The organism is Pseudomonas sp. MM227 (assembly GCF_947090715.1).
Lineage (GTDB): Bacteria > Pseudomonadota > Gammaproteobacteria > Pseudomonadales > Pseudomonadaceae > Aquipseudomonas > Aquipseudomonas baltica.
The window spans coordinates 4,041,230-4,064,230 of the sequence record NZ_OX352319.1 but is presented as its reverse complement, the minus strand read 5'-3'; the positions used below and the strand labels follow the sequence as shown (position 1 = coordinate 4,064,230).

21 protein-coding genes and 1 pseudogene are annotated in these 23,001 nt (G+C 64.8%); 8 read left to right on the top strand and 14 right to left on the bottom strand.

The window, feature by feature from the left end:
- Positions 1-3: 3 nt before the first annotated feature.
- On the bottom strand, positions 4-4,089 hold the full coding sequence (locus ONG87_RS18510) for an SDR family oxidoreductase (protein ID WP_264381820.1): 4,086 nt from the start codon (positions 4,087-4,089) through the stop codon (positions 4-6).
- A 14-nt stretch (positions 4,090-4,103) separates the two neighbouring features.
- Positions 4,104-5,024: a DMT family transporter gene (locus ONG87_RS18505; RefSeq protein ID WP_264381819.1), complete on the bottom strand. Its 921-nt coding sequence runs from the start codon at positions 5,022-5,024 to the stop codon at positions 4,104-4,106.
- Positions 5,025-5,117: 93 nt separating this feature from the next.
- Here ONG87_RS18505 and ONG87_RS21150 point away from each other — a divergent pair.
- Together ONG87_RS21150 and ONG87_RS18495 are read left to right on the top strand one after the other, a co-directional pair.
- A pseudogene (locus ONG87_RS21150) lies at positions 5,118-5,243 on the top strand (LysR family transcriptional regulator); the annotation flags it as partial.
- Between the two features lie 110 nt (positions 5,244-5,353).
- Entirely contained in the window at positions 5,354-6,043 is a 690-nt protein-coding gene (locus tag ONG87_RS18495; RefSeq protein WP_264381818.1) for a LysR substrate-binding domain-containing protein, read from the top strand.
- A gap of 3 nt (positions 6,044-6,046) precedes the next feature.
- Here ONG87_RS18495 and cysC read toward each other — a convergent pair whose 3' ends face one another.
- The 6 genes from cysC to ONG87_RS18465 are packed head-to-tail and all read right to left on the bottom strand — an operon-like array spanning position 6,047 to position 11,819.
- Positions 6,047-6,631 carry an adenylyl-sulfate kinase gene (gene cysC / locus ONG87_RS18490; RefSeq protein WP_264381817.1) on the bottom strand — a complete coding sequence of 195 codons (585 nt, stop codon included), beginning with the start codon at positions 6,629-6,631 and terminating at the stop codon, positions 6,047-6,049.
- Positions 6,624-7,778: an aromatic ring-hydroxylating dioxygenase subunit alpha gene (locus tag ONG87_RS18485; protein ID WP_264381816.1), complete on the bottom strand. Its 1,155-nt coding sequence runs from the start codon at positions 7,776-7,778 to the stop codon at positions 6,624-6,626. Before ONG87_RS18485 ends, cysC begins: the two co-directional genes overlap by 8 nt.
- Entirely contained in the window at positions 7,771-8,874 is a 1,104-nt protein-coding gene (locus ONG87_RS18480; RefSeq protein ID WP_264381815.1) for a mandelate racemase/muconate lactonizing enzyme family protein, read from the bottom strand. Before ONG87_RS18480 ends, ONG87_RS18485 begins: the two co-directional genes overlap by 8 nt.
- The gene (locus ONG87_RS18475; RefSeq protein ID WP_264381814.1) at positions 8,871-10,184 is read right to left on the bottom strand and encodes an NAD(P)-dependent oxidoreductase; all 1,314 of its coding nucleotides are present in this window, start codon (positions 10,182-10,184) and stop codon (positions 8,871-8,873) included. The genes ONG87_RS18480 and ONG87_RS18475 overlap by 4 nt, the downstream gene beginning before the upstream one ends.
- A 19-nt stretch (positions 10,185-10,203) precedes the next feature.
- A complete protein-coding gene (locus tag ONG87_RS18470; RefSeq protein ID WP_264381813.1) occupies positions 10,204-11,127 on the bottom strand; it encodes an isopenicillin N synthase family oxygenase in 924 nt (307 codons plus the stop codon).
- 14 nt (positions 11,128-11,141) lie between these two features.
- Positions 11,142-11,819, bottom strand: a complete 678-nt coding sequence (locus ONG87_RS18465; RefSeq protein ID WP_264381812.1) for a class I SAM-dependent methyltransferase — start codon at positions 11,817-11,819, stop codon at positions 11,142-11,144.
- Positions 11,820-12,321: 502 nt separating this feature from the next.
- Between ONG87_RS18465 and ONG87_RS18460 the strand changes: the two genes are divergently transcribed.
- Positions 12,322-12,849 carry a glyoxalase superfamily protein gene (locus ONG87_RS18460; protein ID WP_192054854.1) on the top strand — a complete coding sequence of 176 codons (528 nt, stop codon included), beginning with the start codon at positions 12,322-12,324 and terminating at the stop codon, positions 12,847-12,849.
- 346 nt (positions 12,850-13,195) lie between these two features.
- Here ONG87_RS18460 and ppa read toward each other — a convergent pair whose 3' ends face one another.
- From ppa to ONG87_RS18445, 3 genes are all read right to left on the bottom strand, one after another.
- Positions 13,196-13,723, bottom strand: coding sequence for an inorganic diphosphatase (gene ppa, locus ONG87_RS18455; RefSeq protein ID WP_122475569.1), 528 nt, complete (start codon positions 13,721-13,723; stop codon positions 13,196-13,198).
- Between the two features lie 268 nt (positions 13,724-13,991).
- Entirely contained in the window at positions 13,992-14,783 is a 792-nt protein-coding gene (locus tag ONG87_RS18450; protein ID WP_122475567.1) for a zinc-dependent peptidase, read from the bottom strand.
- Between the two features lie 4 nt (positions 14,784-14,787).
- Positions 14,788-15,435, bottom strand: coding sequence for a DedA family protein (locus tag ONG87_RS18445; protein ID WP_122475565.1), 648 nt, complete (start codon positions 15,433-15,435; stop codon positions 14,788-14,790).
- On the opposite strand from ONG87_RS18445, the gene ONG87_RS18440 reads away from it, so the two are divergent.
- The gene (locus ONG87_RS18440) at positions 15,419-15,652 is read left to right on the top strand and encodes a hypothetical protein (RefSeq protein ID WP_264381811.1); all 234 of its coding nucleotides are present in this window, start codon (positions 15,419-15,421) and stop codon (positions 15,650-15,652) included. The two genes, ONG87_RS18445 and ONG87_RS18440, sit on opposite strands and share 17 nt — an antisense overlap.
- Here ONG87_RS18440 and ONG87_RS18435 read toward each other — a convergent pair.
- Positions 15,622-17,142, bottom strand: a complete 1,521-nt coding sequence (locus tag ONG87_RS18435) for an aldehyde dehydrogenase family protein (RefSeq protein ID WP_122475563.1) — start codon at positions 17,140-17,142, stop codon at positions 15,622-15,624. The genes ONG87_RS18440 and ONG87_RS18435 overlap by 31 nt on opposite strands.
- Positions 17,143-17,328: 186 nt before the next feature.
- On the opposite strand from ONG87_RS18435, the gene mpl reads away from it, so the two are divergent.
- Positions 17,329-18,678 (top strand): UDP-N-acetylmuramate:L-alanyl-gamma-D-glutamyl-meso-diaminopimelate ligase, encoded by a 1,350-nt coding sequence (gene mpl / locus ONG87_RS18430; RefSeq protein ID WP_264381810.1) that lies wholly within the window; start codon positions 17,329-17,331, stop codon positions 18,676-18,678.
- A complete protein-coding gene (gene ubiX / locus ONG87_RS18425) occupies positions 18,675-19,304 on the top strand; it encodes a flavin prenyltransferase UbiX (RefSeq protein ID WP_122795472.1) in 630 nt (209 codons plus the stop codon). Before mpl ends, ubiX begins: the two co-directional genes overlap by 4 nt.
- 15 nt (positions 19,305-19,319) lie before the next feature.
- Here the strand turns inward: ubiX and ONG87_RS18420 are convergent, their stop codons facing one another.
- The gene (locus tag ONG87_RS18420) at positions 19,320-19,961 is read right to left on the bottom strand and encodes an oxidoreductase (protein WP_122475557.1); all 642 of its coding nucleotides are present in this window, start codon (positions 19,959-19,961) and stop codon (positions 19,320-19,322) included.
- 40 nt (positions 19,962-20,001) lie between these two features.
- The gene (locus ONG87_RS18415; protein WP_192054846.1) at positions 20,002-21,711 is read right to left on the bottom strand and encodes a C13 family peptidase; all 1,710 of its coding nucleotides are present in this window, start codon (positions 21,709-21,711) and stop codon (positions 20,002-20,004) included.
- Positions 21,712-21,914: 203 nt separating this feature from the next.
- Here ONG87_RS18415 and ONG87_RS18410 point away from each other — a divergent pair, with 203 nt between their 5' ends.
- Together ONG87_RS18410 and ONG87_RS18405 are read left to right on the top strand one after the other, a co-directional pair.
- Positions 21,915-22,280: a CidA/LrgA family protein gene (locus ONG87_RS18410; RefSeq protein WP_122475553.1), complete on the top strand. Its 366-nt coding sequence runs from the start codon at positions 21,915-21,917 to the stop codon at positions 22,278-22,280.
- Positions 22,277-22,993: an LrgB family protein gene (locus ONG87_RS18405; protein ID WP_122475551.1), complete on the top strand. Its 717-nt coding sequence runs from the start codon at positions 22,277-22,279 to the stop codon at positions 22,991-22,993. The genes ONG87_RS18410 and ONG87_RS18405 overlap by 4 nt, the downstream gene beginning before the upstream one ends.
- Positions 22,994-23,001 lie beyond the last annotated feature (8 nt).

The following is a 23,001-nucleotide window of genomic DNA, read 5'->3' as shown; positions in this document are numbered from 1 at the left end:
CATTCATCGACAGGCCTGCCCGATGTCATGCAGCAGTTGCCGAGTCAGTCGGGCGGCCCATTGCGGGCTGAGGCGAATCGGAGAAGTGGCGGGAAACTCGAAATCATTGTGCGGCGCTGCGGCGGCCAGGTCGTCGAGAATCATCGGCAGGATCAGGCGGGTCTTGGCAATGATCGGGTGCTGACGCTGGTCGTTGTCCAGGCGCAGCCGCCAGCGCGCCAGGGGCAGCGGTGCGAAACTGCCCGGTGCGAGGTTGTCGGCCACCCAGCCGCAAAGGGTTCGCCAGGACAGCGCGCCGTGTGGGTGGCACAGGTTCGAGGCCCGACCCAGTTTGCTGGCGGGTGCCTGGATGGCCAGGCTTGCCATGATCTGCGCGGCAACGTCGACCGGCGTCAGATTGACGCCCCCTTCCAGGTCGGCCGGCCAGCACCCCAGCAATAGGCAGGCGCCCAGCAGCAGGCACACGTAGTCGTTGTCATTGATCGTACTGTGCTCGACTTCGAGCGGCGCGGCCAGGTCGCCACAGCGGGCGATGATGACCGGCAGGCCATGTTCGCGTGCAGCGTTCAGTGCCAAGGCTTCGGCCACATGCTTGCTTTCCTCGTACCCGGTCCGCGCGCTACCGCCTGCAGCCAGGGTCGAGACCATGAGCAGCGGCATCGAACCGTTGAGGGCCAGTTGGACGATCTGGGCGGTGCCTTCGACATTGCACCGCACCAGGTTGGCGTAAGGCTTGACCCAATTGACCTCGGCCCCGGCATGCACCACGCAATCCGCGGTCTGCGTGAGGCGCTGGTAGGCGACGGGCGACAGGCCCAAATGTTCGGTCGCCAGGTCGGCGCATGCCATCTGCAGCTTGCCGAGCCAGTCCAGGGGCACGCCGGGCGGAACCAGGCCATGACGCTGCAGGTTGCCCAGGCAGCGCCGACGCGCGTCACTCAGGTTCTGGGCGCGCACCAGGCAAATGACCTGCTCGACCTCGGGCTGGCGGGCCAGGGCGGCGAGCAGGAAGGCGCCGAAAAAACCCGTGGCGCCGGTCAGCAGGATGCGCTTGCCCGGTTTGTTCCGATAGGCGTGAAGAATGTCTTCCCCGCGCTGCGGTCCGGGAATGAAGGCGTAGCGCGCCGCCTCCACGGCGACTTCGCGCAGGATCGCTGCGGCGGGCAGCCCGGCCCGAGTGCGGTCGATGGCCAGTGCCATGCCTTGCAGGCGGGTGTCTTCGAGCAGCGCGGCCAGGGAAAGCTGCACGTCGAAGCTGTGGTTGAGTTCGAGCAGCAGTTCGCTTAGTTGCAGGCTACCGCCGCGGTCGAAGAAATCATCGTCCGGGTGCAATGCGGGGATATCGTTGCCCAACACGGCCTCCCACACCGTGGAAACCTGGGCCTGGGTGGCGGTCAGCGAAACCTGATCCTCGGGCAGTGGCACGGCCTGGCTCAAGTGCGCCTCACTCAGCGCCTCGCGCTTCTGATTGTGACCCGCACCCAGACTGGTCACGGCGTAGTAGGCGCTGGGCACGGCAAAGAACGGCAGGTGCAGGCTGGCCCAGGCGCGCAGGGCGGTGGCCGTGGGCAGATGTTCCGGGCTGGCGGGGACGACGTAGGCCAGCAACTGGCGAGCGGCGCCTTCGTGCCGGCTGCCGATGTGGCTCTGGACTACCAGTGGGTGGCCGTTCAAGACTTGTTCGACGTGTTCCGGATGCACCTTGTAGCCACGTATCTTGAGGTGGGCACTGTCGCGCCCGAGCAACCGCAGGCGGCCGTTGCCCAGCCAGACCACACGGTCCCCGGTGTCGAACAGCCCGCCGTTGGGTAGCGGCACGCCGCTGGGCTGGCCGAGGTAGCCGCGCAACAGCCCCGGCGTGCGCAGGTGCAGGTGGCCCGCAGCGCCGCGGGGCACGGTCTGGCCTTGCCGGTCGAGCACGCGTGCCTCCACGCCCTTGATCAACTGCAAGGTGCCGTCTTCGTGCTTGAGCGCAACGTCGCCGGCTTCGTTGGAACCGTACAGGTCGACCAGGCAACAGTCGGGCAGCAGCGCCTGCACCCTTGAGCGCAGGGCCGCCGACAGGTGCTCGCCGCTGCTCCAGAGTACCCGCAGCCCGGTACAGCAGGCCACGAAGCGAATCTCTTCGCGGACCAGCCCCTGCAACAACGAGGGGGTGATCATGATCTGCTGCAAGTGGTTGTCGGCGATGAAGTCCATAAGGCGCAGCGGATCCAGCACCACCTCATCGGCAATGACCACCGTGGTGCATCGGCTGAGCAGCGGGTAATACAGGTAGCCGGTGAGCCAGGCATTCAGGCCTATGCGCTGCCCCGGTTGCAGGTAGCTCTGCCACAGGCTCAGGGAGTCGAGCATGGCCGGCGCTGGCATCAGCGCCACCTTGGCCGGGCCGCTGGTGCCCGAGGTCAACAGACCGTAGGCGATCGACGAACGCGTGCGCGCCCACTGCGGGCAATCGGCAGGCGCCTGGCGGGCAAACTGGCTTTCCAGCACATGGGGTTGTGCCGTTGGTAGTTGCCGTGCGCTGTCGGTGTCGCACAGCACCAGGCACTCGCCCAGACGCTCCAGCAACTGCTGGCAATGGTCGGCGCTGTACCAGGCAGGTACCTCGAGATACGGGCGGCCGGCCAGGGCGCAGGCTGTCATGGCAACGGCGGTGTGAATGTTCTTGCGCTTGAACAGCACCGCCCATGCATCGGGCGCCAGGCGGGCTTGCAGAACCTTGGCCAACTGCTGGGCGCGGTCGTGCAACTGCTGCAGGGTCAGGCTGTCGCGTCCATCGCTGACGGCAATGTGATCCGGGTCGGCAGCCACGACGGCGCTGAACGTGGCCAGCCAATCGGCAACGGCTTCTGTGCCTTGGTTGTAATGGTTGAACGTGGCCCAGTCATCGAGGCTGCGCTCGCGCAAGCGCTGCAGGTGCAGCGTGCAGGCTTGGGGCGCGGGCAATGGCGAAGGCCCGGTCCGGCCCTGGGCATCGAGCAGATGGAAGCCGGTTTCGGTCAGCAGGCCGATCACGCACGCCTGCGCCGCCAGCCGGTCGAGCAACTGCTGCTGACCGGCAGCGTCTGCTTCGCTGCAGGCGAGCAGCAATGGCTGGCCGACCAAGTCATGCAGCTCTGGCAGTTTCCCTGCGTCCGTGGACATGAGTGCCAACGTGTCGAGGGCGTGGCAGTTCACTTCGGGGAACTGGGCAATGCTCCAGAGCAGATGGCTGAGATCTTCCTCGCCACGGTGCAACAGGACGATATCCAGCTGCGCCGACGGCGCGCGATGCAGGCTGCGCAGCAGGCCCGCTGGACTGCCCGGCCGATGTCGACCAGCCAGCAGGGCGAAGAAGCGCCAGGTGGGTTGCGCACCGACTGCGCATTCGTCGACCACCGCAGGGTAGGGCTGGTCGGGATGGTGCACTGCGGCGAAACCGGTCGAGCGCTGTGCCTCTTGGTGCCAGCCCTTGAAAAACTGCCAGGCGGGCACTTCTCGCGCTTGCCATTGCAGCATGGCCGCGTTGAAGGGTATGCCCATGAAGTCGCACAGGGTGCTCAAGCCGCCCGGGCCGTCTTGCATCAAGTCGTGATCGCTTTCCAGGGCCAGCAGACTCTGGGCCGGGCACGCCCGCTGCACGCGCCAATACAGCGCCAGCAGCTCCTCGAACCCTGACTCGTCGGGATCGAACCAGGTATTTTCGCCCTGCGTGCCGACGCGATACAGCGAGCGCATGACCGCCAGTGGCTCGCGCACCAGGAAGACGTGCTTGAACTGCTGCAGCCAGCCATCGTCGATCTGGGCGAAGTCGCAGAACCAGGCGATTTCCTTGCTCAGCAACACCGACTTGCCCGCAGGCAGCGGGCCGTGGGCGAGTGCCTCCAGGGTCTGGCCGTAGGTCGGGACAGGCTCCCGGTTGCCGGTCTTGCGGCGAGTGTCGAGCACGCTGCGGTACTTGTGGGGCCAGTGCTGCATCAGGAACGGTTCACTCAGCCGCTCGTGCAGCACGTGCACGGCGGGGTGTTCCATCACGCAGCGTTCGAGTGCGGTAGAGCGGCTTCTGGACACGGCCCAGATGATCACTCGCAGCGGTCGCATCAACATGTCCAGCTCCTTGGTCAACTGCGCAGTACCCAGACCCCGGATGCGGCAATCAGGCCCATGCCCAGGGCCATGCCTGCATCGGGGACTTCCTTGAAAAGGACAAAACCCCAGAACATCGCGAACAGCAGATAACTGTAATCGAAGGCGCCCACCACCGCGCTCGGACCGATCTGATAGGCCCTCGCCACGCCAGCGCTCATCAGCACCATGAGGACCGCGAGCACGCCCATCAATAACCACTGCACAGGCCCCAGAACCACCCAGTGCAGAGCCAAAAAGTCGCTGGGCAGTGGCGGATGGGGCGAACTGAACAGTTGGTGGCCCAGCAGCATCGTCGCGCCGACCAGGCACAGGCACAGGCACAGGTTCAGGTTGAGCGCCAGTGCCAGCGCCGAGTGATCGCCGCAGCGGGCGCGGGTCAGTACGGCGGCCACGGCATAGAGCAGGGCGGCCAGCACCGGCAGCAGGGTCATGCTGGAAAAGTCCGCAGCCGTCGGGCGCAGAATGATCAGCACACCGACGAAACCCAGGGCGATGGCCAGCCAGCGGCTGGGGCTCACCTTTTCGCGCAGCACCAGCGCCGACAGCAGCGCAATGAACAGCGGCGCGGTGTAGAGCGCCAGAGCGGCCAGGCTCAGGCTCATGTGCGGCAGCGCCGCGTAGAAGGCGACCCACATCAGGGTCAAGGCGGTGCTGCGCATGAGTATCCAGCGATCGCAGGCCAGGTTGCGCCACACGCTGGCACTTCGCGAAGCGCCCAGCCACAGCAGCAGCAGGACAATGGCGATCGAAGAACGCACCACGTACAGCTGCCATACCGTGAAGTCGGCGCTGCCCAGCTTGATCAGCGCATCGGAAGCAGACACCAGGAACACCGACGCGATGATCAGTGCCACGCTCGAGCGTGTGTCGTGGAGGTGCGGTCGCTGTTCCATGCGGTGAACCCCCGGCGGTCAGTCTTTGCATGATGCGTCAAAAGATGACATCGTTTGAAACGACCATTTCGCAGGACAGGGCAACTTCAGGTTATGGAAAACCTCCGGCGCAAACTGCCGCCTTTATCAAGTCTGATTCCCTTCGAAGCTGCTGCCCGGCTGCAGAGTTTTTCTCGCGCAGCAGAGGAACTGCACCTCACCCAAACGGCGATCAGCCGACAGATTCGCTCCCTCGAAGAGAACCTGGGCGTGCAGTTGTTCGATCGAAAAAGCCGCGGGTTTTTCTCACCGAGGCGGGCGAAAGCTTTCGCCAGACGGTTGCAGCCGCCTTGTTCGATATCGCTCGGCAAACCGAAAAGCTGCGTCAGCAGCAGTCGTCGACCGGCACCGTGGTGCTGTCGTCGCAGTTGGTGGAAGCGTTCTACCTGTTCATGCCGGCGCTGGCCGGCTTTCATCAGAAACATCCGCACATCGAGCTCAAGCTGCATTCCACGCTGGCGGCCATAGGCGAGGAGCGCGAGCGTTTCGACGTGGCGGTGCAGACCATGGGCCGGGCCAGTGCCGATCACGTGCTGCTGTTCAGCGCGCCCGATGAAGTGTTCCCGGTCTGCAGCCCCGACTACTTCAAGAGCATCGCCCCGTGGCTGAGCCTGGACAATCTGCCCAAGTGCCGACTGTTGCATTACGAACCCCGTGCGCAGGACTTCGTGATCTGGGATCAATGGCTGGAAAGCGTCGGTGCATCGTTTCGCGTTGGCAGCCAAGGCATGGGCTTCAACAGTTTCCCGGTCATGATGCAGGCAGCCCTGGAAGGTCACGGTGTGGCCCTGGGCTGGGGAATGACCACGCGCCAGATGCTGGCCGACGGCAGGCTGGTGCGCCTGTTCGACAAGCAGTGGTCCATGGGCGACGCGTTGGGGGTCTACAAGTGGCATGCCAACCCGCTGTCGCCGGCAGCCCGACTGCTGGTGCAATGGCTGCAGGAGCTGTTGCTCGATCCTCGGCCCGTATTGGCCTGATCTTCAGTCTATGGCGGCGCGTTGCTGCAGGCAGTCGAGCAGGGCCTGCACCGAGCATGCGCAACTCATGCTGGCGGTGGCTAGCCTGAGGTGGGGCGCCGACGGCGCTTCGTAGGTGGCATCGATCCCGGTGAAACCGTTCAGCGCGCCGGCGCGCGTCTGCCGATACAGCCCCTTGGGATCGCGTGCCTCTGCGAGCGCCAGCGGTGTATCGACGAACACCTCGACGAAGGCTTCGTCGCCGACGATCTGCCGCGCCAGGGCCCGGTGCGCAATACGCGGTGAAATCAGCGCAACCAGCACCAGGCTGCCGTCGGCACACAGCAGGCGTGCGACCTCGGCGGTGCGGCGCACGTGTTCCAGCCGGTCGTCGTCGCTCAGGCTCAGGTCCCGGCAGAGCCCGCGGCGCAGTTCGTCGCCATCGAGCACCAGGCAGTGATAGCCGAGGGCGGCAAGTGCCACCTGGGTAGCCTTGGCGATGGTGGTCTTGCCGGCAGCCGGCAGGCCCGTCAGCCACAAGACCGTGGGCCGGCTGCCCAGGCGCCGCCAGGTTGGCGGTCGGGAGATGTCGGAAGAAGGGCTATCCATCGCGTGCTCCATGGCCGGCGAGTGCTTCCAGCACCCGCTTCTGAATATCATGCACGGCATGTTCGCTGAAACCGCTGCGAGCCGTGTCCACCACCAACCGGCCACCGCTGTAGCCGTAGCTATGCAGACCTTTCTGGACACTTTCGCACAAGGGCAGGTCCTCTTCACGCACCACCGCCACGAAATTGATCACTGCCTGTTCCAGAGGGTCGGGGTGTGGGCTCTGGGTGAACCACTGCACACGCTGCTCACAGCGCTGCGCGCCCGTTGGCACGTGGTGCAACAGGTTCATGTAGCCGCCCGGATAGACCTCGATGCACAGGTTCGGCCAGACGTACCAGGCACCGAATTCGCCGCTGCGGGGTGCGTCAGGGTTGGTTGCGTAGCCTTGCCGTGCACCCTGATCGTTGCTCAGGTGGGCGTGGAAGCCCGGGTGGATGTCGATCCGGTAGCTGCTCAGATCCAGGGTCTGGTGCGACAGACTGGGGTGGCAGCCGGGACAGTGATAGCACTCCGAATAGTTTTCCACCGAGACCTTCCAGTTCGCCCGCAGCGCATAGGTATGGCTGTAGCTGTGGTGCAGCGACTCGGGCGCGGGCGCGAAACTGCGCAGTTGCGCTTCGAGCCCGGCGAGCTGGCTGGCCAGGGGTGGGGCGTGCGCGTCCAGATTGACGAAGACCAGGCCACACATCACTTCCAGGCGCACGCCGGCGAGGTGCGCGCGGGCGGGTTCGAAGCCTGCCACGTCACAACTGTGCCTCGCGCTCTGCAATCTGCCGGCGTGATCGTAGCGCCATGCATGGTAGGGGCAGGTGATCGCGCCACGCAGCTGTCCGCAGCCTTCGAGCAGGCGATGCGCACGGTGCTGGCAAACGTTGTGGAACGCCCTGAGCTGGCCGTCCTGGCCGTGCAGCACCAGCACGCTTTGCTCGCCGATCTCGCACACCAGATAGGCACCTTCCACGGCCAGCCTGGAGACATGACAGGCGTACTGCCAGGTGCGGTAGAAAATCTGCTGCAGTTCCTGCCCGTAGTGATTCGGGTCGAAGTAGAAAGCGCCCGGCAGGTTGTGCGAGCGTCCTGCATCGGGGTGGAAGTCACCGCTGTCCAGGGGCATGGTTGCAGGCCTTGGCAATGAGTCATTCATGAATGGCCACCGCCTCGCCCAGTGCGTTCGGGCACAGGGTCAGCCCAAGCCCCGGCGTGTCGTCCAGGCGGGCGATGCCGCAGCTCACGTGGACGCCGCCCAGGGCCGTGACGATGCTGTGATGGCGGCAGGCATTCCAGCTGGCGCGCAGGTATTGATTGGGGGTGGCCAGGGCCAGGTGCATGGCCGCGGTGTCGGCGATCTGGCTGCCGCCGACGTCTTCGATGTTCATCTGGATACCCTGCTGGATGCAGTAGTCGCGCAGCTGCCGAGCCTTGGTCAGCCCGCCGACACGGGCGATCTTCAGGCCGATGGCCTGGGCCGTATTCGCGGCGCTGGCGCGGTACAGGTCGCCAGCGCCGTGAATACACTCGTCCAGGATCAGCGGCTGCCGCGTCAGGCTGCGGACATGCTGGCACTGTTCCAGGGTTTCGCAGGGCTGCTCGAAATGCACATCGCACTCCCTGACGGCGTTCATCACGGCCACCGCCTGTGCCGGCAGCCAGGCACGATTGGCGTCGAAGGTCAGCTGATCGCCGTTCATGCGCTCGGCGAGCAGGCTCTGGATTCGCGCCAGATCCGCCACCACGCCCGATCCGACCTTGCATGAATGGGTCCGATAGCCTTCGGCATGCGCCAGGTGCATGTCGGCGACCATTTGCCGGGGCGTGGCGGTGGGGATGCTGCTCTGCAGGGTCAGCTCGGCGTTCAGGCGCCCCCCCAGCAGGGCGTGTACCGGCAGGTTGCTGTGGCGCCCGAGAATGTCCCAGCAGGCCATGTCGATCGCTGTCTTGACGTAGGGGTGGCCAGGCAGTGCCTGGTCCATGACCTGGTTGATCGCATTCAGGTTGAGCGGGTTGCAGCCCAGCAGGTGAGGTGCCAGTTCGGCCAGCCCGGCACGCACGCCGAGGGCGAACGCCGGCAGGTACGAGGCGCCCCACGGGCAGCTTTCGCCGATTCCGAACAGCCCCTGGTCGGTTTCGATCACCACGATGGTGCTGTCCAGCGCGCTGTAGTGCAGGCGCCCGCCGGACAGCGCGTAGGGTTTGTCCAGCGGCAGGTCGACCTGGTAGATACGCAGGCGGGTGATCTTCATGATGCATGCCTCACGGGGTCGACGACGGTGGCGAGGTTCAGCTGATGCAGCATGGGCAGGTGCAGCGAGCCCATCAGTTCGGGGAGGTCACGCAGCAGCGCAAGGTTCGGCCTGTAGTGGTCGCGGTGATCATCCACCCAGCTGGCGCCGCAACTGCGGCTGACCACCTGCTCGAGCAGCGACGGCTCCAGGCCCATGGCGCGCCCCAGTTGCAATGCCTCCTGCCGGAGGTTGTGGTTGATCCAGGCCATGACCTCCAGCAGGCACTGGGCGTAGCGACCGCAGGCGGGATGGCTGAGCGGGTAGCGAAAGCGTTCCGGCAAGCTGGGCTTGCGCCGCCCGCGCGCGTCGATGACAAAGGTGCCGGGATGGCGATAGGTGCGGTCGGCGCCATAGGGGGAGGGCGCGGTGAAACCGTCGATCAGCAGGCGGCGCTGGTTTTCCGTTTCCATCAGCGCCACCACCTTGAGGTGGTTGGCATGGGCCGGATAACGTTTGCCGGCCTGGCGATAGCGCGTCTCGATCCAGCGACCCAGCCGCAGCTCGACATCGAGTTCGTCGGCCAGGGCCACGGTCAGGGCCATGTCCTTGACGGTGATCTCCAGGGTGCAGGAGTGGTCATAGCTGCCGTCGAGGAGCATCGGTGTGACCTGGTCGACGACGAAGCAATCGGCTCGCGAGTCCTTCGCCACGTTCCACAGCCAGCGCAGGTCCAGGCCCTGGTTCTGTGCCACCAGCAACAGCTCGGCCCAGGTCAGTGTGGCGCCGTAGAACAACAGGTTGGTCAGTAGCTTGACCGACTGGCCGTGACCGATGGCGCCGACGTGAAGGGTATGTTGGCCCATCGCATCCAGCACCGGGCGCGCGATGTCGCACGCCGCTTGCTCGCCGCCGACATAGAAGCAGACGTTGTTGAAGTCCACGCCCATGTGCGAGAGGTTGCTGACTGGTGCTTCCAGGCTCATGACCCCGCGCTGCCCGGCCAGTCGGGCGATATCCAGCGTGTTGTGGTAGTCGGTGGTGGAGGTGTCGATCCATACCGCGCCACTGCCCAGGGCAGCCAGGGCGCCGCCGTGACCGAGCATCGTTTCGCGTACGTGCCTGGGCAGCGGCAGGCAGGTGATCAGCAGGGCGACGCCTTCGGCCGCAGCGGCGGGGGTCGCTGCCCAGTGCGCACCTTGGCTGCGTACCCAGCGCTCGCAACCGGGGTCATGGTCGTGGACGGTCACTGTGAAGCCGTTGTCGAGCAATGCGCGAACGAATGGGCGGCCCATGTTGCCTGCGCCGATAAAACCGATAGAGGGGGTCATCGAACCAATCCTTGTGTGTTCAAACCAGTTGTCGGGCCCTTCCAGCGCCCTGCTTGCGTACCCAGATCGAATCGAAGTTCTCCAGCATCACCTCGGCCGTGCAGAAGCTTGGCCCGCCGCCGATGGGTGCGATGATCGCGTCGATATCCGGGTAGATGAAAAACGCCAGTGACACCCGTGGGCTCGGCTGACGATGCAGGACCTGATGCGCGGTGCTGACCAGGCGCTCGTTGGTCCAGCGCTGCAGCATGTCGCCCAGATTGACCAGTACCGCGCCCTCCAGGCACGGTACGTCGAGCCACTGGCCACGGCTGTAGATGCGCAGTGAAGGCTGCGGCAGGGGTTGCTGGATCAGCAGGGTGAGAAAGCCGTTGTCGGTATGTTTGCCGGCCGTTCCCGCCCCGGCTGGATAATATGAAGCGCGCTGGATCAGGGTTGGCTGGCGGAAGTGTGCATCGAACGCCTGCGGTGGCAGCTGCAAGGCACTGGCGATGGCCTGGCGCAGCTGGGGGAACACCTGTTCCATGACGTTGCCCTGCAGGGCGTAGGCGCAGGCGTTGAGGCCAGGTGCGAGGTCTTCACCGGGAAGCAGGCTCGGGCCGCTGAACGGCGCGCCACCGGGCCGGTCGATGCCCCAGTCCAGGTGCTGCTTGTTGTCTGGGCCTGCATCGGGATGCAGCGTTTCGCCATAGGCCCCGACGTAACCCCGCGCGGTGTGCGGGTAGCCGGGCTGGTAATCATGGCCGAAGCGCTGCTTGAGCGGTTCCGGCAGCGCGAAGAACGCCTCGGCGGCACTCAGGTAGCGCTCGATCAACGCGGCCGGAAGCCCGTGATCCACCAGATAGAAGAAGCCGTCGTCGGCGCACGCTGCGCTCAGTTGCGCAATTGCCCCAGGCTCACCTGCCGCCAGTTGCGCCAGGGAGATGACAGGAAGAACCGGCATGTCGTAGACCCCGTTCATGCGACGTACAAGGCCAGGTAGTGGGCGCGCGCATTTTGCAGGTAGCGGGCCGACATCCGGGCTTCGAGCACGACGAGTCCCTGCTCGCGCCCCAGGCTTTGCAACAACGGCTCGAAGCCGGCGGTATCGAAGTAAGTCTCGCGAACACTCAGCACCACCACGCCGCCAGGCCGGGTCATGGCGACCAGGCTGCGCAGTGCGGAGGCAGGCAGGTGCCCGGGAATGAAGGCGCCGCAGCAGACCACCGCGTCGAAGTGCCGAAGCAGGGCCGGTGGCAACGGCTGGGTCAGGTCTATCTGGCTGTGCAGATGCTGGTAGGCCCGGGAAGCCTGAGCCTGGTCGAGCATGGGCCGGGACAGGTCGCAGCCGCTGATCTGCCGATAGCCGCGCTCCTGCAAGGTGCGTCCGACCAGGCCGGTGCCGCAGCAGGCATCGAGCACGCGACTGTCGTGACCGAGGTTGCCTCGCAGAGCCACGGCATCGAGCAGGTCGACGACCATCGTCGGCCCGCAATAGGCCTCGGCCTCGACGTCGGCGTCATAGTGGCGAGCCCAGTGATCGTAATAGCGCTCCAAGTTGTGAATGCTCTGGTGCGAGAGCGCAGCGGCGATCGAGCGGGTGCTCGAAGCCTCTGGCGGCAAGGCCGGGGGTAGGGCGGTCGTGGCTGTATTCATGGATAGCGCCTCGAAGGAAAACTGACGGTCGGTGTCGCTGTCCTAAGAGTTAGCAGCGCGCCAGGGCATGGTCAATCGAGGCGGAACAGGCTTGGTTTGAAAGGATTCTTACACTCGGGCACGCACCGTTCGCACGCATTAGCCTGTCATCGCAGCCCTCGCCAATCACCCACAACGATATCCCCATGAATGCGAGTCGGCGGGTCTGAAAATTCCTGCACACGGGTTTTTTCGCGCCGGTTGCCCACGCCCCAGTCACGATATTTTCGATGGCCATGCCGGCCTTTTAATCGTGTCTGAAAAACGGGATTTTCCAGCGGCGAGAGTGTCTCGTGGTGACCCCTTCGACGCTTTGCGCTAACATCGGCGGCGGCCCATGCTGCCCGCCGCTCGCTCCGCAAGGAAAGGTGAAAGCATTGTTGCACCCTCACGCCTTCACACCTCTCTTGATGGTCGAGGCCTGGCAACGCGAGCACCAGCATGCATCGACTCGGGAGTTGTCATGTTTTCAATCGAGCACGCCAAGCAGATGGCCAAGACGCTGCGCGTCGCACTGCAGGCGCAGGGTCACGACGTATCGCATTCCACCGCCCTGGAAATGGTTGCCCGGCAGTTGGGGCACAAGGACTGGAACACCGCTTCGGCCACCCTGGCGCCGACTGCGTCAGCGGTGATCGGTTTCGACAAGGCTATCCCCATCCTGCGGATTTTCGACGAAGCCAAGGCGCGCGAGTTCTATCTGGACTTCCTGGGTTTCACGGTCGAGTTCGAGCACCGCTTCGAGGCCGACCTGCCGCTGTACCTGGGGGTCGAGCGGGGGAGTCTGCAGCTGCATCTTTCCGAACACCACGGCGATTGCTCACCGGGCTCGACCGTGTTCGTGCCGATGCACGGTGTCGAAGCGTTGCGTGATGAGCTGCTGGCCAAGCGTTATGGCTACGGCCGTCCGCAGATCGTCGAGCAGGGCTGGGGGCGGCTGTTAGAGGTGTATGACCCGTTCGGTAACCGGATTCGGTTCTGCGAGGGGTGATGAGGGCAGGGTCGGGGCGGCCGCGGTGGAGTCTTCGTGGCCGATGACCGCTTTCACAGGGGGCGACTTGCCGCTGCTGTTCGGTAGGAGCGGTCCGTGGCCGCGAAACAGGCGCTGCGGGCTTTTCTCGGGGCATTAAAAAGCCGGCTTATGGCCGGCTTCTCGTCGACGATCTTGCCTTACTTTTGGTAAGCCGCAACCGCCTGCAACTGATGACCAGCCTGGGCTGGTGAGGGCCAAAGAATACGCAGGGCCGCTCGCCTGTGCAAATCTCTTTTCGCCTGATACCTTTGCAGCGCCCATGAAAAACCCCGGCCATGGCCGGGGTTTTTCGTACAGCGACGGCTCAGCCCTTGAACGCGGCAACCGACTTGGTGATTTCGGCGCGGGCGGCGTCTGCGTTGCCCCAGCCTTCGATCTTCACCCATTTGCCTTTTTCGAGATCCTTGTAGTTCTCGAAGAAGTGCTTGATCTGTTCCAGCAGCAGCGGCGGCAGATCGGTGTATTCCTTGACGTCGACATACAGCTGCGACAGCTTGTCGTGCGGTACGGCGATGACCTTGGCGTCGCCGCCGCCGTCGTCGGTCATGTGCAGGATGCCGACCGGACGGGCGCGGATGACCGCACCGGGCGTGACCGGGTAAGGCGTGACGACCAGCACGTCGAGGGGGTCGCCGTCGTCGGCCAGGGTGTTGGGGATGAAGCCGTAGTTGGCCGGGTAGAACATCGGCGTGGCCATGAAACGGTCGACGAACAGCGTGTCGCTGTCCTTGTCGATTTCGTATTTGATCGGCGCGTGGTTGGCCGGAATCTCGATGGCGACGTAGATGTCGTTCGGCAGGTCTTTGCCAGCCGGAATCTTGCTGTAGCTCATTGGGCGTTGCCCCCGTGGTTTGGGCCAGTCTGAAGGCCATGCAGGCCGAAAATGTGGGCGCGATTATAGGCACATTGCAGGGGCGCATGCCATATGCGCCGTGGGCCACGTGACATCATGCGGCGCCCGCCGACGCGGCTTGCGCCGCTGCTACAGGGAATGGTTTTGCCATCAAGCACGGCGTTGGGGAATGGGATTGGATGTCGACGGCCGACACGGCGTGGATGAACGCGGTCCCTGTAGCAGCGGCGCAAGCCGCGTCACGGCGTTACGCAGGTCGGGGGAGGGCCGAGAGCCGTTCGAGCGGATCCTGGCGGTAGAACAGGCGCAACTGCTCGTAGACCTGTGGGTAGGCCTGGTGCAGCAAATCCGGCGCGGTGAAGAAATACTCGCTGGTGACGGCGAAGAATTCTGCCGGATTTTCCGCGGCATAGGGGTCGATGGCGGTTTGCGCATCAGGATTGGCATCGAGCTGGCGATCGAGGTCGTCGTAGGCGTCCTGCATGGTGCGGGCCCAGTCGCTCACGCGCATGTCGCCATGCAATGGCGGCAGCCCATTGGCGTCGCCATTGAGCATGTCGAGCTTGTGCGCCAGTTCGTGGATGACCAGGTTGTAGCCGTCCCAGCCGCCGCTGGCTGCCACACCGGACCAGGCGAGAATCACCGGCCCCTGCTGCCAGGCCTCGCCACTGTGCTCGCCGTCCCATTGATGCTCCACGCCGCTGGGGTCGCGGTAGCGCTGCGGGCTGACGAAATCGTCGGCGTACAGGACGATCTCGTGGAAACCCTGGTACCAGTCCAGATCGCCCAGCTGCAGCAACGGCAGTTGCGCCTGTGCCGCCAGGTGCAGGCGCGCCCGGTCGTCGAGTTCGACGCCGGGCAGGCAGGTCAAGGTCTTGGCCTGCAGGAACAGCACGCAGGCTTCGCGCAGTTGCAGGTCCTGCCGGGCATCGAGGCCGTCGAGGATCGGCAGCTCGGCACGCACCGCCTGCCACAGCGATTCATCGATACGGTGGCGGTTCAGGGTTCGCTGTCGCCGCCAGGCCTTGTACGACCACATGGGCTCAGCGCGTCGGTGCGGTGCGGGCCGTGCGGCTGCGCAGCAAGCCGACGATCATCGGCAGCAGCGAAATCAGAATGATCGCGACGATCAGCAGGGTCAGGTTCTGCTTGATGAACGGCATGTTGCCGAAGAAGTAACCCAGGGTCACCAGACCACCGACCCACAACACCGTGCCCAGCACACTGAAGCCCAGGAAGCGCGGGTAGTGCATCTTGCCAACGCCAGCCACGAACGGGGCGAAGGTGCGCAGGATCGGCAGGAACCGCGCCAGGGTTACCGTCTTGCCGCCGTGGCGGGCATAGAAGGCGTGAGTCTGGTCTAGGTAATCGCGGCGGAAGATCTTCGAGTCCGGGTTGCTGAACAGCTTGTCGCCCACGGTACGCCCGACGATGTAGTTGGTGCTGTCGCCAAGGATGGCGGCGGTCATCAACAGGCCAGCGAGCAGGAACGGATCCATGCCGCCACCTGCCGCTACCGCGCCGGCGATGAACAGCAGCGAGTCGCCAGGCAGGAAAGGCATTACCACCAGGCCGGTTTCGCAGAAGATCACCAGGAACAGGATCGCGTAGACCCAGGTGCCGTACTGGGTCACCAGCATGTTGAGGTACACATCCAGGTGCAGGATGAGGTCGATGAAGCTGAATTCCATGGGAGGTACCTGTGCGGATCCGGTCGTGAAGAATCCGCGCAGTATACCGATGGGTGAGGCAGGTTTGTTGGGCAGGCTCGTCACGCCGGGCAAACCGACGAACGGTCGCGCGCCGGGCGTGCGCAACATCCCGTGTTCGCAGCGGCAGGCGACGGACGCCGAAGCGTCCCTGCGCCGCCGTTTGGGTCAGAAAAAGCCCAGTGGGTTGATGTCGTAGCTGACCAGCAGGTTCTTGGTCTGCTGGTAGTGGTCGAGCATCATCTTGTGCGTCTCGCGGCCCACACCGGATTTCTTGTAGCCACCGAACGCGGCGTGCGCCGGGTACAGGTGGTAGCAGTTGGTCCAGACACGCCCGGCCTTGATGCCGCGGCCCATGCGCCAGGCACGGTTGATGTCGCGGGTCCAGACGCCGGCGCCCAGGCCGAATTCGGTGTCATTGGCGATGGCCAGCGCTTCGGCTTCGTCCTTGAAGGTGGTGATGCTGACCACCGGGCCGAAGATTTCTTCCTGGAAGACACGCATCTTGTTGGTGCCCTTGAGCAGGGTCGGCTGGATGTAATAGCCGGTCGACAGGGCACCTTCGAGTTTCTGCACCTGACCACCGGTCAGCAGCTCGGCGCCTTCGCTCTTGGCGATTTCCAGGTAGGACAGAATCTTGTCGAACTGTTGCTCCGACGCCTGGGCGCCGACCATGGTGTCGGTGTCCAGCGGATCGCCGCGCTTGATCTGCTCGACTTTCTTCATGACTTCTTTCATGAAGGCCGGGTAGATGGATTCCTGCACCAGCGCGCGGGAAGGGCAGGTGCACACTTCGCCCTGGTTGAAAAAGGCCAGCACCAACCCTTCGGCGGCCTTTTCGATGAAGGTCTGCTCGGCCTGCATGATGTCTTCGAAAAAGATGTTCGGCGATTTGCCGCCCAGTTCCACGGTCGAGGGGATGATGTTCTCGGCGGCGCACTTCATGATGTGCGAGCCCACCGGCGTCGAACCGGTGAAGGCGATCTTGGCGATGCGCTTGCTGGTGGCCAGGGCCTCGCCCGCCTCCTTGCCGAATCCCTGGACCACGTTGAGCACGCCCGGCGGCAGCAGGTCACCGATCAGCTCCATCAGCACGGTGATGCCCAAGGGGGTCTGCTCGGCCGGCTTGAGCACCACGCAGTTGCCGGCGGCCAGGGCCGGGGCGAGCTTCCAGGCCGCCATCAGGATCGGGAAGTTCCACGGGATGATCTGCCCGACCACGCCCAGCGGTTCGTGGATATGGTAGGCCACGGTGTTGCCGTCGATCTCGGCAGCGCTGCCTTCCTGGGCACGCAGACAGCCGGCGAAGTAGCGGAAATGATCGGCCGCCAGCGGGATGTCGGCGTTCAGGGTTTCACGGATGGCCTTGCCGTTGTCCCAGGTTTCGGTGATGGCCAGGGTTTCAAGGTTTTGTTCGATACGGTCGGCGATCTTCAGCAGGACCAGCGAGCGGGCCTGCACCGAGGTGGCGCCCCAGGCATCGGCGGCGGCGTGGGCGGCGTCCAGCGCCTTGTCGATATCCTTGGCGTTGGAGCGGGGGAATTCGGCGATGGGCTGGCCGTTCACCGGCGAGGTGGTGGTGAAGTAGTTGCCGTCCACCGGCGCGACGAATTCACCGCCGATATAGTTGCCGTATTTGGTCTTGAATTCGACCTTGGCGCCTTCGGTGCCCGGGTGTGCGTAACGCATGGGGTGTCTCCTGCTGTTGTGGTTCTGTGGAGGACGCGCCGTAGCGCCCGGTAAGCGTAGAACAAAGGCGAGCACGGCGCCTTGAAACACCTGTAAACAGCAGGCCGAAGAGGAAGGATCACCAATCAAAGGATGCGATTTTTCCTACCCTACGCTACCCTGCCTCGACGTTTTACGAGGCCAATCATGCACATTCACATTCTCGGTATCTGCGGCACCTTCATGGGCTCCCTGGCAGTGCTCGCCAAGGAACTGGGGCACCGTGTCACCGGTTCGGACGCCAATGTCTATCCGCCCATGAGTACCCAGCTGCAGGCTCAGGGCATCGAGCTGACCCAGGGCTACGACGCCACCCAGCTGGAACCTGCGCCCGACCTGGTGGTGATCGGCAATGCCCTGTCGCGCGGCAACCCGGCGGTCGAGTATCTACTGAACAAGGGTTTGCCCTACGTGTCCGGCCCGCAGTGGCTGGCCGATCATGTGCTGCAGGGGCGCTGGGTGCTGGCCGTGGCCGGTACCCACGGCAAGACCACCACCAGCAGCATGCTGGCCTGGGTGCTGGAGCATGCGGGCATGGCGCCCGGCTTCCTGATCGGCGGTGTGCCGCAGAATTTCGCGGTTTCGGCGCGCCTGGGGCAGACGCCGTTCTTCGTGGTCGAGGCAGACGAGTACGACAGTGCGTTCTTCGACAAGCGTTCCAAGTTCGTCCACTACCGTCCGCGCACGGCGATTCTCAACAACCTCGAATTCGATCATGCCGACATCTTCCCCGACCTGGCCGCCATCGAGCGCCAGTTCCACCACCTGATTCGAACCGTGCCCAGCGAGGGCCTGGTGATCCACCCCACCACCGAGCCGGCACTGGGCCGAGTGATCGAGATGGGTTGCTGGACACCGGTACAGACCACGGGGGAGAACGGCCAGTGGCAGGCTAACCTGCTCAGTGCGGATGGGTCGCGCTTCGAGGTTTCCTTCGAAGGTGTCGTGCAGGGCACCGTGGAGTGGCCGCTGACCGGCCAGCATAACGTGGCCAACGCCTTGGCAACGCTGGCTGCTGCCCGCCACGTGGGCGTGGTCGCGCCGTTGGGTATCGAGGCGCTGTGCGCGTTCAAGAGCGTCAAGCGGCGCATGGAGTGGGTGGCCGAAGTGCAGGGCGTTACCCTCTATGACGACTTCGCCCATCACCCCACGGCTATCGCCACTACCCTGGACGGCTTGCGCAAGCGCATTGGCGATGCGGCGTTGATCGCCGTGATCGAGCCGCGCTCCAACTCCATGAAGCTGGGCGCGCACCGCGACGGTCTGCCCGAGAGTGTCCGCGATGCCGATCAGGTCATTTGGTATGCGCCGCCCAACCTCGGCTGGGATCTGGCCGCCACGGCTGCCCAGTGCCCGGTTCCGGCCATCGTCGCCGATTCGCTGGAAGCCATCATCGAGCGGGTCAAGAGCCAGGCACGGCCAGGTACCCACGTAGTGATCATGAGCAACGGCGGTTTCGGCGGCCTGCATCTGAAACTGGCGCAGGCCCTCAAGTGAGCGGCCCGCAGCGGATCACCCTGGCCATGACCGGCGCGTCGGGCGCGCAGTACGGCTTGCGCCTGCTCGACTGCCTGGTGCGCGAAGACCGCGAGGTGCATTTCCTCATCTCCAAGGCCGCGCAACTGGTGCTGGCCACGGAAACCGACGTCAGCTTGCCGGCCAAGCCGCAGGCCATGCAGGCCTTTCTCAACGAGTACACCGGGGCGTCCGCCGGACAGATCCGCGTGTATGGCAAGGAAGACTGGATGTCGCCGGTGGCATCGGGCTCCGGCGCGCCCAGCGCCATGGTGGTGGTGCCGTGCTCGACCGGCACCCTGTCGGCCATCGCCAGCGGCGCCTGCAACAACCTCATCGAGCGCGCTGCCGATGTAACGCTCAAGGAACGTCGGCAGTTGATCCTGGTGCCGCGCGAGGCACCGTTCTCGACCATTCATCTGGAGAACATGCTCAAGCTGTCGCAGATGGGCGCGGTGATCCTGCCGGCAGCGCCGGGCTTCTATCACCAGCCGCAGACCATCGACGACCTGATCGACTTCGTCGTCGCACGGGTGCTCAACCTGCTGGATATTCCTCAGGACATGCTGCCGCGCTGGGGCGAGCACCACCACGGCAGCGACGACTGACGCGCCGGCTGCGGGCTATTTGCCCAGGCGCCGCAGCTCGTCCGACTCCACCACGCGCACGCCGTCCTGCTCTTCGAGCGCCAGGCGCCACAGGGCGCGCGCCAGTTGCAGCGCTTCGATGCCGTGGTACTTGCCCGGAATCAGCTTCGACAGCGGCCCGGCAATGCGCTCGGCCAGGCGTGCTTCGACGCGGTCGCCGATCAGTACCGACGGCCGAGCGATGGTCAGTTGCGGCCAGCCCTGGGCACGCAGGGCCTGCTCGGTTTCACCCTTGACGCGGTTGTAGAACACCGAGGATTGCGGGTCGGCGTCGATGGCGCTGATCAGCAGGAAGTGGCGTGCACCCAGCTCGCGGGCGCGCTGGGCATAGGCGACGATGAGCTGGTGGTCGACTTCGCGGAATGCCTCTTGCGAGCCGGCCTGCTTGATGGTCGTGCCCAGGCACGAGAAGGCGATGTCCACCGGGCCCTGCAGATCCGCCAGCAAGGCCAGCAGTGGCCCCACCGGGTTGTCCAGGTGCGCGTGCTCGGCCAGCGGGCGCCGGGTGGGGGCCAGGACCCGTTGCACGGTCGGCTCGGCGAGCAGGCGGTCGAGCAAATGCTCGCCGGTCAGGCCGGTGGCGCCGGCCAGAAGGATGTGCTGCGGCGTCAAGTACATGCAATGTCTCCCTTGATACAGGCAGCGTGAAGCAGATGCCCTATTGCTTGTTGTCAGGCGTGGCGGCGTCGAGCAGCGCCCGCTTGGCCTGTTGTTGGCGCAATCGCTGCCAATGCGCGAGGACCCCTTTGGGCGCCCAGATCTGCGGCTGCGAGGCTTCGTAATTATCGGCGATCTCCCGTTCGGCAACGTGCCGGCTGGCAAGTTCGAAAGCCTGCTGCAGGTCGTCCGTCTGGTTGAAGGCCTGGGCGAACAAGGCGTCGCCGAAATAGGTGAAGTCGGCTTCTTCGGAGCAGCCGAAAGACACCCGGTCGGCCCGCGAAGCGGTCATGACCAGGGTTTTCTCGTCCCTGAGCGCGGGGATGAATCCGCCCGAATAGCAAGCCGAGATGACCACCACCTTGTCGCGGCCCTTGAGCGGCGCCAGCACTGCGGCGAGTTCATCGGCCGGCAGGTCGCCCAACTGCAGGCGTGGCTGATCGAGCACCAGTTCATGTTCGCTGGTGCCGTGACTGGTCAGGTAGATGAACACCAGGTCTTCCGGGCCGCTGCGCGCGGCCAGCGTCTGCACGCTGCGGCTGAGGGTCTCGCGGCTGGCCATCAGCCGATCGGCCAGATGATCGCGGTGGTTGGCCAGGGTGATCTGTCCGACCGCGCCAAAACGACTGGCCAGCATGCCGGAGACGTAATCGGCTTCGCGCATGAACACGCTTTGCTTGCCGTCGCCGGCCAGCGCCAGGCTGTAAAGCTCGATCGCTGCAGTGGACTGCGGGATTGCCGCGAGCGCTTGTTCCAGCAGTTGCCCCTGATTGAGCAGCCCCAGTTCCAGCGGATCGGGCAACAGATGACCTTGCGCATCACGGATACGCTGGCCATTGAGCCAATAGCCGACCTGGCTGCTGCCGTCCTTCAGGGTCAGGCTGCCCTGGCCCTGGTAGGTGTCGTTCTCGAAGGTGCCGCTGTAGATGCTGCCGTCGGCCAGCGCCAGCCAGCCCTTGCCACTGAAGCGCCAATCGGCGAACTCGCCCTTGTAGTGGCTGCCGTCGCTGGCGAACATCTCGCCCTTGCCGCTGAGTACGCCTTCCTTGAACGTGCCGATCCACACATCGCCTGCGGCGTTTTCGTAGCGGCCGCGACCATGCAGCTGGTTGAGGTGGAAGTTGCCGATGTACTGATCGCCGTCGGCATTGCTGAACGTGCCGTGCCCTTCGAGCAGGCCATTGACGAAGGTGCCGCTGAACTGGTTGCCTGCGGCATCGCTGCGGGTGCCTTCGCCATTGGGCTTGCCGTGGGCGAACCAGCCCTGGTACTGGCTGCCGTCGTCGAGTTCGATGTGCCCGGCGCCCGAATACTGGTCTTCCTTGAACCCGCCGCGGTACGCCACGCCGGCTTCCTTGAAGGTCCCTTCGCCCTGGCGCCGACCCTTGACGAAGCCGCCGGTGTAGGTGGTGCCGCGAGCGATCAGGGTGCCTTGGCCATGGAACAGGCCATGATCGAAGCCGCCGGTGTAGACCTCGCCGTTGCGCCCATGCCACTGGCCCTGACCCTGCCACTGGCCGTCCTTGAACTGCCCGGCGTAGCCGCTGCCATTGGGATAGTCGACACGGCCCTGACCCTGCAACAGCCCATTGACCACCTCTCCGCGGTAGCGACCGCCATCGGGCAGTCGCGCGTCGGGCGGCGACAGTGGCTCGCCATCTCCGCAAGCGGCGATCAACAACGAAAGGGCGAGGGGGGCGAGAGGGCGCATGACGGGGTCCGGGCGATTGAGGCGCCGAGTATGCCGCAGATGCAAGGGTGCACAACAGATGCAGGGCGCTTTTAAGGCCAGAGCCGGATGACTGTCGGATGGGTTTACCGTTACCGGATCCGATCATGGGGGTGCGCCATCTTGCATCACCCTGGGGCATGCCTTGGGGGCTTATAATGCCTGGCTTGCAAAGGAGACCTGCAATGTTGCTACGCGGTTTGACCTGGCTGGTCCTGTTCCAGCTGCTGGGCACTGCCCTCAATCATCTGTTGCTGCCCGTGTTGCCCGGTCCGATCATCGGCCTGGTGCTGCTGCTCATCTACCTCATGGTACGTGGCGAGGTCGGCGAGCCCCTGGGCCTGGCGGCCAACAGCCTGCTGCGCTACCTGCCGCTGCTGCTGGTGCCACCTGCGGTGGGCGTGATGGTCTATGCCCAGCAGATCGCCGATGACTTCTGGGCCATCGTCGGCTCGCTGGTGATTTCCGTCACGGTCTCTACCGTGTTCGTCGGTTGGTTGATGCAGCGGTTGATTCGCAGGCGTCGGCATGATCACCCGGTGCAACCATGATGCTGGACTGGCAAGGCACCCTGCAGGCGGTCATCCACCATCCGCTGTTCGGCATCGGCATCACCCTGGGCGCCTACCAGTTGGTGCTCGCCGGCTACGAAAAAACCCGCTGGATCTTTCTGCAACCGGTGCTGCTGTCCATGTTGCTGCTGGTTGCGGTGCTGGTAGGCTGCGGGATCAGCTACGCCGAATACCGCAAGAGCACCGAGATTCTCGGCATCCTGCTCGGCCCGGCGACCGTGGCCCTGGCGGTGCCGCTGTTTCTCAACCTGCGGCGCATTCGCCAACTGCTTTGGCCGACCCTGATTACCCTGGGCCTGGGCGGCCTGTTCGCGACCGTGCTGTGCCTGCTGCTGGGTTGGGGTTTGGGCGCCGACCACATGATTCTGATGACCATGGCGCCCAAGTCGGTCACCTCGCCGATCGCCATGCTGGTGGCGGAGCAGATCGGCGGCGTCGCGGCGCTGGCGGCCGTGTTCGTGCTGATCACCGGCGTCATCGGCGGAATCTTCGGCCCCGGCCTGCTGTCTTTGCTGGGCATCGACCACCCGGCGGCGCGGGGCATGGCATTGGGCCTTAACGCGCATGCCGTGGGCACATCGCTGGCGTTGCAGGAAAGTGAAGAAACCGGCGCCTTCGCGGCGCTGGCCATGAGTCTGATGGGTGTCGGTACCGCCGTTTTTCTGCCCCTGGCCATCAGCGTATTCGCGTGAGGACACAA